General features: G+C 73.1%; 9 protein-coding genes. 4 read left to right on the forward strand and 5 right to left on the reverse strand.

Annotated elements, in window-relative coordinates:
* Nucleotides 1-1,627: 1,627 nt before the first annotated feature.
* From NI25_RS39750 to NI25_RS21670, 4 genes are all read right to left on the reverse strand, one after another.
* A complete protein-coding gene (locus NI25_RS39750) occupies nt 1,628-1,786 on the reverse strand; it encodes a DUF6760 family protein (RefSeq protein ID WP_007450918.1) in 159 nt (52 codons plus the stop codon).
* Complete coding sequence (locus NI25_RS21660; protein ID WP_061444029.1) at nt 1,783-2,325, reverse strand: hypothetical protein; 543 nt, start codon at nt 2,323-2,325, stop codon at nt 1,783-1,785. Before NI25_RS21660 ends, NI25_RS39750 begins: the two co-directional genes overlap by 4 nt.
* On the reverse strand, nt 2,325-2,771 hold the full coding sequence (locus tag NI25_RS21665) for a phage tail protein (RefSeq protein ID WP_030405220.1): 447 nt from the start codon (nt 2,769-2,771) through the stop codon (nt 2,325-2,327). Before NI25_RS21665 ends, NI25_RS21660 begins: the two co-directional genes overlap by 1 nt.
* A gap of 83 nt (nt 2,772-2,854) precedes the next feature.
* Nucleotides 2,855-4,459 carry a phage tail sheath subtilisin-like domain-containing protein gene (locus NI25_RS21670; RefSeq protein ID WP_061444030.1) on the reverse strand — a complete coding sequence of 535 codons (1,605 nt, stop codon included), beginning with the start codon at nt 4,457-4,459 and terminating at the stop codon, nt 2,855-2,857.
* Between the two features lie 328 nt (nt 4,460-4,787).
* Between NI25_RS21670 and NI25_RS21675 the strand changes: the two genes are divergently transcribed.
* The 4 genes from NI25_RS21675 to NI25_RS21690 all read left to right on the forward strand — a co-directional run bounded on the left by NI25_RS21675 (nt 4,788) and on the right by NI25_RS21690 (nt 11,436).
* Entirely contained in the window at nt 4,788-7,631 is a 2,844-nt protein-coding gene (locus NI25_RS21675) for a hypothetical protein (RefSeq protein WP_078884690.1), read from the forward strand.
* A 124-nt stretch (nt 7,632-7,755) separates the two neighbouring features.
* The gene (locus NI25_RS21680) at nt 7,756-8,427 is read left to right on the forward strand and encodes a DUF4157 domain-containing protein (RefSeq protein ID WP_078884691.1); all 672 of its coding nucleotides are present in this window, start codon (nt 7,756-7,758) and stop codon (nt 8,425-8,427) included.
* Nucleotides 8,428-8,442: 15 nt separating this feature from the next.
* Complete coding sequence (locus tag NI25_RS21685) at nt 8,443-9,879, forward strand: RICIN domain-containing protein (protein WP_061444032.1); 1,437 nt, start codon at nt 8,443-8,445, stop codon at nt 9,877-9,879.
* A gap of 99 nt (nt 9,880-9,978) precedes the next feature.
* A complete protein-coding gene (locus NI25_RS21690) occupies nt 9,979-11,436 on the forward strand; it encodes an RICIN domain-containing protein (protein ID WP_061444033.1) in 1,458 nt (485 codons plus the stop codon).
* A 23-nt stretch (nt 11,437-11,459) separates the two neighbouring features.
* Here the strand turns inward: NI25_RS21690 and NI25_RS21695 are convergent, their stop codons facing one another.
* Entirely contained in the window at nt 11,460-13,532 is a 2,073-nt protein-coding gene (locus NI25_RS21695; RefSeq protein WP_199561117.1) for an ATP-binding protein, read from the reverse strand.
* Nucleotide 13,533: the final 1 nt, after the last annotated feature.

Here is a 13,533-nt window from a genome sequence, read left to right on the forward strand (position 1 = left end):
GACCCGCCGACGTGGCGCCGGGTGAGGTCGGCCGACGCTCACCGGCCGAGCCGGATTCCGCGGCGTGCGCGGATTCCGGGGCGGGCGCGGGTTGGCGTGTGGCTCGCGGGGCCGGTGTGCTGCCGGGTGCCGGGGTGCTTCGGTCCGGTGCGGGTGCGGGTGCGGGTGCGGGTGCGGGTGCGGGTGTGGGGGCGGTGCCCGCTTCGCGCACCGCGCGCTGGACCGGCGTGTCGAACCCGTGCGTACCGTCGTTGCGGGCCGTGGTTGCGGGTTCGGTGTTGTCGCCGGTGTTGCGTGTGGCTCGCGGGGCCGGTGTGCTGCCGGGTGCCGGGGTGCTTCGGTCCCGTGCGGGCGCGAGTGTGGGGGCGGTGTTGGTTTCGCGCACCGCGCGCTGGACCGGCGTGTCGAACTCGCGCGTACCGGCGTCGCGGGCCGGAGGCGTGGGTGCGTCGGTGCCGGGCTCGCGTATGGCGCGCTGCACCGGCGTGACGGATGACGTACCGGCCTCGCGAGTCGTTGCCGTACGGTCGCCGGACCCGGGCTCGGTGCCCCGCACGGGGGTGTCGGACGCCGGTCGGTTGCCCGAAGCGGGCTCGGAAGCCGGGGTGTTGGCGGACTCCGTCCGTTGTACGGGAGGAACGGCCGGGGACGGCGGATCGGCGGGTGCCGCGGGCCGGGGCCGCGGGGGTACGGCGGGCCGCACCGGAGCGCCGGGATCCGCTCGGTCGCCGTCCGCCGACGTGGGCGCCGTTCCGGAGGACTCCGGCGGGGAGCCGGCGGTCCGGCGGCTCGCGGGCAGGGACCGGCGCTGCACGGCCGACGCCCCGGTCGGGGCCTTGGTCAGTCCTTGCCGCGGGTTGGGCGCGACGGGCGGTACCGGCGTCACCCGCACCCCGCGCGCGGACCGGGCCGGCGGTGTGCTCGCCGGCGCCGTGGACGACGGGACCGGCGCCGCCCCGGCGGAACGCGCCGCCCGCTGCACCGGCGGCGTGGCCGTGGACGCCGGCTGCGGTGCCGGTGCGGGTGTCGACGCGCCCCTGCGTGCCCGGGGCGTACGCGGTTGCGCACCCGAGGCGGAGGTCCGGGTCGGCGCCACGGAACCCGCGGGAACGCCGGGGGCGCCGGTCTCGGAGGTATCCGCCGGTATCGCGCGCAGGGGCGCGACCGGCATCCGCTGGACCGGAGGCGGGCCCGGCGGGGGCGCCAGGGGCGTGGAGGACGGCTGGCGGGCCGGGGTGCCGAAGGCGCCCGACAGCAGGCTGTCACCGGCCGCCGGGTTCAGTACCGCCGGGGACGGCGCGCTCGTGAACGACGGGTTCTGCCACGTCGGAAGGCGGCCGCCGAAACCGGCGTCCGCCACTCCCGTACGCGGCGCACCCGTCGCCCGCTGGATCGGCGGCAGGCCGGTCCAGGCGGCGACGGCGACGGGCGCCGGTCCGGTCGCGGGACCGGCGCCCGGACCGGCGGAGGACGCCGTACTCCCGCCCGCACCCGAGCCCTCGTCCGAAGCCGCGACCGACCCCGGCCCCGACTCCGGAACCGGACCCGCGGACAGCGCGGCTCCGCCCCGGTCGCCGTCGACGACGTCGTCCCGACGGCCCCGCAGCCGGTCCAGGAATCCCACCGATCAGCCCTCCGCCGTGCCACGCGTCACGAGGGACGCGATCTGGTCCGTGTACCGGCGGCGGTCCTGGTGCTCCAGATCCAGGATCGCCTCCAGGCTCCAGTGGAAGTGGTAGGCGACGTACGCGATCTCCTCGTGCAGCCGGTCGGTCGCGTACGTCACGATTCCCCCAGGCGGCTCCCGCCGAGTTCCACCTCGAAGGCCTCCGAGCAGTGCGGGCACGCGACGGCCGCGCGGGTGTGCCCCTCCGCGTTGATCTGGCGGTAGAAGTCCTGGAGGAACGCCAGGTCGGAGGCGAACATGTTCTCCACGATGCCGTCGTGCACCGACGGCAGCGTGCCCAGCCGGGTGATGACCCGGCCGAGCAGAACCACCGACAGGTACGCCGGGTTCTCCTGCACCCGCACGTCGCGCAGCGGGATCAGCTCGTCCCGGGCCGTCGACAGGCGCATCACGCCGTCCCGGTGCACCGTGCCCGCGTCGTCGACGTACCCGCGCGGCAGCTCGAAGGGGAACTCGGTCCGCAACTCCTGCCGCGGTGCCGTCTCGACGGGCGGGGCGGCGGGCCCGGCGGGAGGTCCGGCCGGGGCACCCGCCGGTGCCTCCGCCGGCGCGGCGGCGGGAGCCGAACGGGGGAAGTCCGCTCCCGCCGCCGCGGTCTGGGGTGCCGCGGCAGGCGCCTTGGCAGCCATACGCCGCATTACTCGATGACCAGTTCTTCGAACACGATGGTGACGGTCTCGGTCAGCGCGGAGGCCTCGCCGGCCTTCACCGGGCTCATGTCGAGCTTGCTGCACCAGGCGTTGCGCAGGTTGTACCGCTTGACCGGGTTGTCCTCGTAGTCCATCACGATGATCGAGGCGTTCTTGCGGGCGGAGGACATACGACCCTCGAGCGAGTCGTTGATCCACTGCGTGAACGCGGACGACTGGGTCATACCGCGGACGACGGTGCAGGAGCCGTCCTTCGCGGAGCCCGGCATCACGGCGATCTCGAGCTTGCCGGTCGCGCCGTTGTTCTGCGGGTACTTGATGACGTCCTGCTCGAGGGTGATGCCGTTGACCTCGGAGAGGTACTCGATCATCACACCGTCGATCTGCAGACCGAAATTGTGTGAAGTAAGGGAGTCACCCGGGTTCAGACTCATGTGTTCTCAGTCCTTCTGAGGCTTTTGACGATGGCGTGGGCGCGAGCGTGGGCGCGGGCGTAAGGGGCGGAGCACGCCGCCCGCTACTCCTCCAGCTCCCCGCCGCCGCTGGAGAACTGGGCCAGCCGGAAGATCACGAACTCGGCGGGCTTGACCGGCGCGATGCCGATCTCGCACACGACCCGGCCCAGGTCCACCGACTCCGGCGGGTTGGTCTCCTCGTCGCACTTGACGTAGTACGCCTCGGACGCGCTCTGGCCGAACAGGGCGCCGCTGCGCCACTCGTTGACCAGGAAGGCCGAGATGTTGCGGCGGATGCGGGCCCAGAGATTGTGGTCGTTCGGCTCGAAGACCACCCACTGGGTGCCGATCAGGATCGACTCCTCCAGGTAATTGAAGTACCGGCGGATGTTCAGGTAGCGCCACGCCGGGTCGGAGGAGAGGGTGCGGGCGCCCCAGACGCGGATGCCGCGGCCGGGGAAGGAGCGGATGCAGTTGACGCCGATCGGGTTGAGCAGGTCCTGCTCGCCGCGGGTGATCTGCAGTTCCAGGTCGACGGCGCCGCGGACGACCTCGTTGGCGGGGGCCTTGTGCACGCCGCGCTCGGAGTCGTTGCGGGCCCAGATGCCGGCGACGTGGCCGCTCGGCGGGACCAGGCGGGACTGGCCCGTGGCCGGGTCGAAGGACTTGATCCAGGGGTAGTACAGAGCCGCGTACTTGGAGTCGTAACCGGCCGTCTCCTGGCGCCAGACGCGTATCTGACGGGCATTCTGGCCGGGCGGCGGGTCGATGATGGCGACGCGGTCGCCCATCAGCTCGCAGTGGGCGATGAGACCGAGCTGGACGGCCTTGACGGCCTCCAGGTCGATCGCGCCGCGCTGGTAGGCGGCCATCAGGTCGGGCACCGCGACCATGGAGATCTCGTCGATCGCCTCCAGGCCGCCGAAGCCGGTGCGGTCGGCGGAGTCGCCGATGTACTCGGTCGGGCCGGGCTGCGCGCTCTCGGCCCGGTCCGGGACGGCGGGGGCGGCGGACGGCGGCGCGGGCAGCACCACGGTCTGGTTCTCCGGACGGACCAGCTGCGCGGCGGGCGCGGCCTCCGTCACGGTGATGAGCTTGGAGCGCTCCTTGACCTGGGTGACGACGTAGGAGCGGTTGCCCTTCTTGGCGCTCACGTCGAAGGTCTCGACCGGCTTGTCGCCGTCCTTGACGATCAGCTTGAAGCGCTCGGCGGGGCCCTCGCCCTCGGGGTCGGCCACCTCGACGGTCAGCGGGCCGCTCTGGCCGGCGGCGGTGGCCGTCACGGCGAAGGTGCCGAGCTGCCTGGGCTCGGCGGCGGGCAGCGCGGCCTTGGCGGTGCCGCCGGTGACGGCGGCGGGGGCGGTGCTGCCGCCCGCGGTCTCACCGGCGACGGCGTCGTCGGCGGAGCCGCCGACCCGGACGATGTAGGCGGCGGAACCGCCGTTGTTGAAGAACCCGTAGACGGAGTGCGCGAGGTAGTACCCGCCGGTGAAGTCACCGAAGGCCGCGACGTACTGCGTCCAGTTGGTCACCAGCGTGGGCTCGTTCAGCGGGCCGGTCGGGGCGAGACCGACGAAGGCCGCCACCGACGTGCCCACTCCCTCGATCGGGCGCGAGCCGCTGGCCACCTCCTCGACGTAGACGCCGGGCGACAGGTAGGACGGCATGCTCTGCTCTCCTCGGGGTACGAGACAGGACGCCCCTCAGCCTCACGCGCGCGTTGCCTGTGCCGAAACGCCCTCCGGTGCCGGTGTGGGGGCATGGTCATTGCCCCTGGTCGTGCCCGATGGGGCAGACTCCCGGTCCTTCCCGGCCCTTCCCCTCCGAGACCCCTGGCGGTCGTCCGGCGTTTCTGATTCAACATCTTGTGTCGACTGCCAGTTCGCCAGGATGTCATCTTGCGATCAAGTCCCGTTCCGGTCGTGCCGTTTCGCCGCACCGGGGTCTGCCCCGCGTGAGCGGGGGCGGTGACGGGGTGCCAGAAGGGGATCGTCCGTGTCGGACCGCTTGAACCAGACGCCGGGACACCGCACGGCCGGGGCCGCCCCGGCCCCGCCCCGCCGGCAGGGACGTCAGCAACCGCCACTGGCCTTGCTGCAGGCCGCGGCGGGCAACCGGGCCGTCGCCTCGGCGATCAGGCGTGGGTCGGGTACGGCCATCCAGCGCGCGGCCGGTACGGCGCAGCTCCCCCGGGACGCGGTGGTGGCGCGGGCGACCGCGCCGGCGGCGGACGACCTGGCGATCACGCCGGTGACCGGGACCGAGCGACCGGGGGGCGGGACGCGCCAAGGGGAGGCCGCGAAGACCGAGCAGCAGGCGGCCGTGGACGAGGTGGCGGCCCAGAAGGAGGCGGTCGCGGCCGCGTCGCTGGCGCGGGCGGGCGCCGAGGCCGACGTGTGGAAGGCGTCCGGGGAAGCGGTCGAGGCGCACAAGAAGGCGGCGGCCGCCCGGGGCAGGGCGGAGAAGCTGGAAGGCGCCACCGGGGCCGCGGAGCGGAACCGGAGGAGCTCACTCGAGGCCGAGGAGAAGTACACCGAGGCGGCCGGGACGGCGATGGAGAAGCAGCAGACCGCCGAGGAGAGGGCGGGCGAACTCCAGCACACCGAGCATGGGGAACGCGCGGCGGCGAAGGCGGCCCGTGCCGAGGAGCGGAAGTACACGGAGGAGGCCGAGGAGGCCGAGGAGAGGCGGAAGGACGCCGTGGACAGGGCGGCGGACTTCACGAAGCAGGCCGACGAGGCCAGGCGGAGGCAGGAGGCCGCCGAGGCCAGGGTGGCGCAGCTCAGGAAGCAGGCCGAGGAGGCCAGGGAGCAGCAGGAGGCCGCCGAGGCCGCGGCACGGGCGAAGGCGGAGGCCGAGGACGAGATCGCGCGGAGCGTGAAGAAGTGGGCCGAGGCGGCGGCCAAGGCGCTGGAGCAGGCGGGGGAGGCCGAAGAGGAGGCACGTCGGCAGGCGGGGGAGATCAGGACCGCCGACGACGCGCGGAAGAAGGCCGCCGAGGAGGCGAACGCGTGCGTCGAGGACCGGGACAGGGCGCAGGAGCAGGCGAAGGCGGCCGGGGACCTGGCAGCACGGCGCGAGAAGAACGCCGACGTCGCGGCGCGGGAGCGCGGCAAGGCCGAGCGTGAGGCGGCACGGCACAAGAAGGCCGCGGACACGGCGCTGAGACAGGCCGACCGGGCCCAGGCCGACGCGGACAGGCAGGCGCACATCGCGGCGGAGCGGCGTCAGCAGGCGGAGGCGGCCCGCGCCGAGGAGCGGGCGCACGCGCGGGACGCGGCCGAAGCACGGAACAGGGCGGCGGCCGCGGGGCAGCGGCAGTTGGACCGGAGGGCGGACCAGACCACGGCGACGACGGCGTTGAGCGCGGCGAAAGAGGCCCGGGAGGCCGAGAAGGCGAAGGAGGCCGCGGCGGAGGCCGCGAAGAAGAACGAGGCGGAAGCGGCGGAGCGGACGGGCGAGGCGGAGCCGGCGGGTACGGGCAAGGCCGACGGGTCCCTGCGCAAGCGTGCCACGGGCGCGGTCAAGAAGGCCTCCGCCAAGGTCAAGTCGTGGGTCGACGTGCCCGACCTGGCGGCCCTCCGGCTCAGTGCGCCGTACAGCGGAACGCAGCGGTCGGAGGCGACGAAACTCGGGGACACCGGGAGGGTGCACGGCACCGCGGTCCAGCAGCTCGTCGAGAACCCGATCAACGTGACCAGCGACGCCACCGGGACCTTCAACGACCTGGCGGCGCTCAAGGACTCCTTCGGCAAGCGCCATGAATCGGGTCCGGCTTCCCACGGGCACCGGAAGAACGTGAACACCAAGCCCCTCGCCGCGACGACGAACGCCCTGATGACCACCAACGACGTCGTGAAGATCACCGACAACGCCATGAGGATCACCGAGAACGTGGCCGGAGTCGCCGAGCTCGGCGCCGCCGGCGGTGGCCTCAACATCGCGTTCTCCTCCTTGACCGCCGGCCGCGACCTCAAGGTCCTCAAGGACACCCATGCGCAGCGCAAGGAACTGAAGGACCACTTCAAGGGCGAGGTCGCGAAGCGCGACCGCAGACTCCGGGAGGTCCTGGAGGACCTGGGGGCGGCCAACACCAAGCTGGCCCAGGAATCGATCAGGCTGGCGGCCGCCGAGCCCGGCGAGGAAGCGGCGGCCCTGCGGGCCGTCGAGGACGAGCGCACCCTCATCGACGGCCTGCGGCAGGAGCTGACGGGGCACCTGGCCAGTGGACGGGACTACGCCGTGAAGAAGAAGGGGAGAAAACTCAGGCACCGTGCCACCAACCTCACCGGCAACGTCGCGCGCACTACCGCGGGCGCCGTGGCGATCGCGGCCGCGGCGGGAGCGGTCTCCGGCGGGATCGGAGCCGGTGTGGTGGGCGGCACGACGGCACTGGCCCTGGGCGGATTCGCGGCCGAGAAGGGCGTGCGGAAGGGCAACAAGCGCTACAACTCGGTCCGGGACTACCAGAAGCACGCCCGGACAACCCCGGCTCAGGAAGGAACACCGGCGCCCGAGGCGCCCAGGCTGGACAAGGACGGCCGGGGCAGGAGGAGCGACGCGCTGAAGGAGGCGGTCATGGTGACGCACTCCATCAAGCAGGGAAAGCGGCAGCTCAACGCGCAGGAGATCTACGCGCAGGCCGCCGGGCCGGCCGTCCCCGCGAGCGAGAACGTCCCCGAGGACATCCGGCGCGACGCCCGCGCGTTCCTCAAGTCCCTCAAGTGCGGCCCGGACCAGCACAACCAGTCGGAGAAGGAATGGGAGGCGTCGCTCAACGACCCCGAGCAGCAGACGGAGTGGGAAGAGGCGATAGCCAAGGCGCTCTCCTCGCTCTGAGCACCCTGCGCCGTGGCCGGGGGCGGCGGCGGGGCGCTGCCCCCGACGTTGCCCTCGGGTACCTGCCGGGGGCGGGCGCCCTCCGGTAGGGCTGGTGGCCACAGGTCCGGTGTCGAAGGGAGCCATGGTGCGCGCGCACGAGGAAGCCACCGAGCAGAAGGCCGTGCGGGGTGGTCGGGCTCCGCACCGGGCCGTGGCCGCGCCCACCACAGCGGTGAGCGGTGCACCGATGACCCCCGCGACGGTCATGGCGCTCCAGCGCTCCGTCGGCAACCACGCCGTCCAGCGGCTCATCGGCCGGGACGAGCACCAGCACGGTGCCGGCTGCGGGCACGACGGTTTCGACGACAAGAGCCCGCAGGGGCAGGTCCAGCTGCTCAACGAGGCCATGGCCACGCCGAGCAGCCCGCTCGGCGGGTCCCTGCGCTCCGAGGCGGAGTCGTTCTACCAGACCGACCTCTCTCCCACCCGCGTCCACGACAACCCGGTGGCCCAGCGCGCCACCGCGGCACTGGGCGCGCAGGCGATGACGGTCGGCACCCATGTCTTCCTCGGTCCGCAGGCGGCCGGCCGCAAGGACGTCATCGGCCATGAGCTGGGCCACGTCAAGGAGAACCTGTCGGGCGTCCGGGAGACGGGCAACGACAACGGTGCCGGACTCGCCGTGACCGACCCGGGCCAGGGCTCCGAACGGGCCGCGGAGGCCGACGGCGCCGCCTTCGGCGCGGGCGCGAAGATCGCCCCGTCCGTCGCCGCCCGGGGAGCGGTCACGGACCACGCGGACGACACGGAGTAGAACGGTACGGATCCGATGAGCCTGTGGACTTCCCTGGAGCCCGCGTCCGCCACCGTCGATCCCGGCAGCAGTACGCGCGTACGGCTGCGGGTGCGCAACACCGGTGACGTGGTGGACGAGTACCGGTTCGAACCCGTCGGGGACGTGGCCCCCTGGACGACGGTCGAGCCGCCGACGCTTCGCCTGTATCCGGGCACGACCGGCACGGTGGAGCTGACGTTCGCTCCGCCGCGTACGCCGGACGCGGCGGCGGGGCCGAACCCGTACGCGGTGCGGATCACGCCGACGGAGCATCCGGATGCGGTGACGGTGCCGGAGGGGAACCTCACGATCACGGCGTTCACCGAGGTGCGGGCCGAACTGGTACCGCCGACGGTGAAGGGGCGGTTCCGGGGGCGGCCGCGGCTGGCGGTGGACAACCTCGGCAACACGAAGGTGACCGCCTCGGTCGCGGGCAGCGACACCGGCGACCACCTCTCGTACGAGATCCGGCCGTCGAACGTGCAGATCGAGCCGGGCCGTGCGGCGTTCGTGGAGACGACGCTGAAGCCGAAGCAGATCATCTGGTTCGGGTCGAAGGAGGAACGGCCGTACAAGCTGGCGGTACGCCGCTCCGGCGTCGATCCCACCGACGTCGAGGGCACCTACGTCCAGCGCGGCTTCCTGCCCCGCTGGCTGGCCACCTTCCTCGGCATCTTCACGGCCCTCGCGCTGGCGTTCGTGATGATCTGGATCGCGTACAAGCCGCAGGTCCGCACCAGCGCCACCGAGCAGACCCAGCAGGCGGGCGCCGCGCTGGCCCCCAGTCCCAGTGCCAGCCCCCAGACCCTGCCCAGCACCGCCGAGTCCGCGCCCGCGAAGGAGCCCGAGCAGCCGGCCGCCGGGGAAACCGAGAAGGACGGCGGGGGTGCCGACGGCTCGGGAGACGGCGGCGGAGAGGACGAGAAGCCCGCCAAGCCGGCCGTGAAGCCGGTGGTTCCCGCCCGGAACGTCATGCTGCGCAACGCAACCACCCACATGTGCGCCGACATCCCCGGCCGGGGCAAGGGCGAGATCAACGGGGTCGTCCAGCAGGCCAACTGCCACGAAGAGGGCGACAACGAGTACTGGCACCTCGAAGTGAAGTACCCCAAGGGTGGCCCCGGCGGCGTGCCGCTCTTCCAGATCCGCAACGCCACGGACCAGTTCTGCATGGACCTGGGGGAGTACGGCGCACGCCCCGTGGGGACGGGGGTCGCCGAGTTCCACTGCGACGGCACGAAGGCCGACAACCAGCTCTGGTGGGTCGACAAGCAGGAGAGCGGGGACTACTGGATCCGCAACTTCGCCAGCAACAACAAGTGCCTGAACGTGAAGGGCCAGAACGCCGGCACCGAGACTCCGCTCAACATCGCCGACTGCACCAACACGGACGACCAGGAGTGGAAGATCATTCACCCGAACAAGGAGTGACCCCGTAGCCCGGGCAGCCGCCCGACCAGGCACCTTGGGGCAGCCGGTACTGCCCCGAGTGCCGGTGCTCCGCCGGGAGTTGAGCCGTAGCCTCGCCGCGTGAGCCTGTGGACTTCCCTGGAGCCCGCGTCCGCGACTGTGGACCCCGGCAGCAGTACGCGTGTGCGCCTGAGGGTGCGTAATACCGGTGACGTGGTGGACGAGTACCGGTTCGAGCCGGTGGGGGACGTGGCCCCGTGGACGACGGTCGAGCCGCCGACGCTTCGCCTGTATCCGGGGACGACCGGCACGGTGGAGCTGACGTTCGCTCCGCCGCGTACGCCGGACGCGGCGGCGGGGCCGAACCCGTACGCGGTGCGGATCACGCCGACGGAGCATCCGGATGCGGTGACGGTGCCGGAGGGGAACCTCACGATCACGGCGTTCACCGAGGTGCGGGCGGAGTTGGTGCCGCCGACGGTGAAGGGGCGGTTCCGGGGGCGGCCGCGGCTGGCGGTGGACAACCTCGGCAACACGAAGGTGACGGCGTCGGTCGCGGGCAGCGACACCGGTGATCATCTGTCGTACGAGGTGCGGCCGGGGAACGTGCAGATCGAGCCGGGCCGTGCGGCGTTCGTGGAGACGACGCTGAAGCCGAAGCAGATCATCTGGTTCGGGTCGAAGGAGGAGCGGCCGTACAAGCTGGCGGTACGCCGCTCCGGCGTCGATCCGACGGAGGTCGAGGGCACGTACGTGCAGCGCGGGTTCCTGCCCCGCTGGCTGGCGACGTTCCTCGGTGTCTTCGTGGCGCTCGCGCTGGCGTTCGTGATGATCTGGATCGCGTACAAGCCGCAGGTCCGCACCAGCGCCACCGAGCAGACGCAGCAGGCGGGGGCCGCGCTGGCCCCCAGTCCCAGTGCCAGCCCCCAGACCCTGCCCAGCACCGCCGAGTCCGCGCCCGCCGAGCAGCCGAAGTTGCAGGAACCGGCCGGGCAGGAGACGAAGGACGACGGCGGCGGCGCCGAGAAGGACGACGAGGGCAAGGGCGGCGGGGAGAGCAAGAAGCCCGACAAGCCGACCGTGACGCCGGTGGTCCCCGCCCGGAACATCCTGCTGCGGAACACCACCAGCCACATGTGCGCCGAACTCCCCGGCCGGGAGAAGGGCGAGCTCGACGGACCCGTCCAGCAGGCCGTCTGCGACGACACCGACGGGGACAACCAGATCTGGAACCTCGAGGTGAGGTTCAAGAAGGCCGGCCCCGGCGGGGCGGACCTCTTCCAGATCCGGAACATCAAGGACAAGTACTGCATGGACCTGCCCGACCACGGCTCCGCCGCAGTGGGGACGCCCGTCACCGAGTTCCACTGCGACAACGAGGTCCCGACCGACAACCAGGTCTGGTGGATCGACAAGCAGGAGAGCGGGGCCTACTGGATCCGCAACTTCGCCAGCAACCAGAAGTGCCTCGGCGTCGAGGGCGCGAACGGCGGTGCCCTCTTCTCCAAGATGGTGCTCGACAACTGCAGCAACGTCGACGACCAGGAGTGGGAGATCATCCACCCGAAGAGGGGCTGAGGGTCAGGCGGTCCCGGCGGCGGTCACCAGCCGCCTTCTCCCGGGACCAGCCGGCCGGCCTTGCGGTACTCGCGGCGGGCGCCCTCCAGGAGGTCGTCCGCCGTCACCGTGTCGTCGCGTCCGGCGGCGAGGTAGGCGGCGGTGACCACGGCGCTGCGGATCGAACCGCCGGCCAGCTCGAACTCCCGGGCCAGCGGCTCCGCGTCGATGCCGTCGGAGCAGGGGACCCGGGACAGGCCGTGCCGCCAGAGCGCCAGGCGCTGCTCGGCGTCGGGGAAGGGGAAGTCGACCACCAGGTCCAGGCGCCGGGTGAACGCCTCGTCGATGTTGGCCCGCAGGTTGGTGGTGAGCAGGGCGATGCCGTCGAAGGACTCCAGGCGCTGGAGCAGGTAGGCGCTCTCCATGTTGGCGTACTTGTCGTGCGCGTCCTTGACCTCGGAGCGCTTGCCGAAGACGGCGTCCGCCTCGTCGAAGAGCAGTACGGCGTCGGTGCGGTCGGCCTCCGTGAAGATCCGCTCCAGGTTCTTCTCGGTCTCGCCGACGTACTTGTCCACGACCGACGACAGCTGGACCACGTACAGGTCGAGGCCCAGGTCGGCGGCGACCACCTCCGCGGACAGGGTCTTGCCGGTGCCGGACTCGCCCGCGAAGAGGCCGAGGACGCCCCGGCCGCGTCCGCCGCCCGCGCTGAGCCGCCAGTCGCCGAGCACGCGGTCGCGATGGCGGGCGCGCAGGGCGAGCTCGCGCAACTGGACCAGGGGCTTGTCGGGGAGGACGAGGTCCCGCCAGTCCACGGCCGGCCGGATGCGCCGGGCGTGGCTCTCCAGGCCGGAGGCCGACTGCCGGCGGGCGGCGAGCCGGACGTGGTCGGCGGTGACCGGGGTGCCGTCGAAGGCGGCGAGGGCGCGGGCGGTGTGCGCGGCCCGCTGGATGCGGTCTCCGCCGAGCCGGTACGGGGCGACGGCCGTGGCCAGGTCGAACCCGTCGGCGTCGGTTCCCAGCGCGGCCCGCCAGGCGGCGGCGCCCCCGGCCCGGCGGCCCGGTGCGTCAAGCACCAGCGGGTCGGTCGGCGACCAGTGCGGGTCGTACGGGCGGGGGTCCGTCAGCAGGACGGTCACGTCCCTGGCCGCGGTCAGCGCGCGCACCAGCGGGCCCGGCTTCTCGGGCAGACCCGCCACCACGACCGCCCGGTCGCCGAGGCGGGCCTCGCGCAGCAGCTCGGGGACGTGGTCGGCGGGCTCGGTGCAGCGCAGCGCGTCGACACCCGCGGCGTCCAGGGCGAAGGCGAGCGCGGCCAGGCCGTCGCCCTCACGCGGTTCCCGCAGGTAGGCGGTGAGCGGGCCCTCGTGCAGTCGGGCGGCCAGCCGGCGGACGAACGCGTCCGCGTCGGTGCCCGCGGCGGGCAGCGGGTCCGGCATCGGGAGCAGCAGGCCGAGGAGCCCGGCGTCCGGGGTGTCGTCGCCGAGCAGATGGCCGATCAGCCGGTCAGGGGCCCGCAGCGAGCGGGTGAGGAAGGGGCGCTCGGGCTCCTCCACCTCCAGCATCCCGAGGGCGCGCAGCGGCGCGGACGGGTGGAACCGGGCACGGGCCGCCGCCGCGTGCTCGGGCACCCCGCACAGGTCGAGGGCGAGGCCCACGGTGGCGCGTCGGCGGCTGACGTCGTTGTTGAGATAGCCGTAGAGCGGCTCGAAGGTGCGGTCGACGTCCGGGGCCAGGGCGACGAGCAGGACGGCGGTGTCCAGCTCGGTCAGCCGTGCCCGCCCGGCCAGCCGCGCCAGCCGGTCACCGGGGCCGGCCGGGGAGCCGGCGCGGCCCGGAGTGTCGTCGAGGCGGGCCGGAGAGCCGGCGTGGGCCGGGGGCTCCGCGGTCTCGGACGCACCGGTGCCGGACGGCCAGGTGCGCAGCAGGTGGTGGACGGCCTCGTCGGGCAGGTACAGGCCGCGCAGCGGGTCGTCGGCCGTGGGGTCGTCGGCGGTGCGGTGCTCGACCAGCGAGGTCACCCGTTCCCGCAGGACGCCGAGCCGGACGAGCAGCGCCCGCGCGGGGTCGCCGGACGGGCCGGCGGCCGGTGGGCGGTCGGTGCCGGGAGTGTGCACC

It is taken from the genome of Streptomyces sp. CCM_MD2014, from assembly GCF_000772045.1.
Lineage (GTDB): Bacteria > Actinomycetota > Actinomycetes > Streptomycetales > Streptomycetaceae > Streptomyces > Streptomyces salinarius.

Bases quoted from the DNA above. Each gene is read 5' to 3' on its own strand.
- NI25_RS21660 (WP_061444029.1), bottom strand. From the start codon at position 2,325: ATGCGGCGTATGGCTGCCAAGGCGCCTGCCGCGGCACCCCAGACCGCG.
- NI25_RS21665 (WP_030405220.1), bottom strand. From the start codon at position 2,771: ATGAGTCTGAACCCGGGTGACTCCCTTACTTCACACAATTTCGGTCTG.
- NI25_RS21670 (WP_061444030.1), bottom strand. From the start codon at position 4,459: ATGCCGTCCTACCTGTCGCCCGGCGTCTACGTCGAGGAGGTGGCCAGC.
- NI25_RS21680 (WP_078884691.1), top strand. From the start codon at position 7,756: ATGGTGCGCGCGCACGAGGAAGCCACCGAGCAGAAGGCCGTGCGGGGT.
- NI25_RS21685 (WP_061444032.1), top strand. From the start codon at position 8,443: ATGAGCCTGTGGACTTCCCTGGAGCCCGCGTCCGCCACCGTCGATCCC.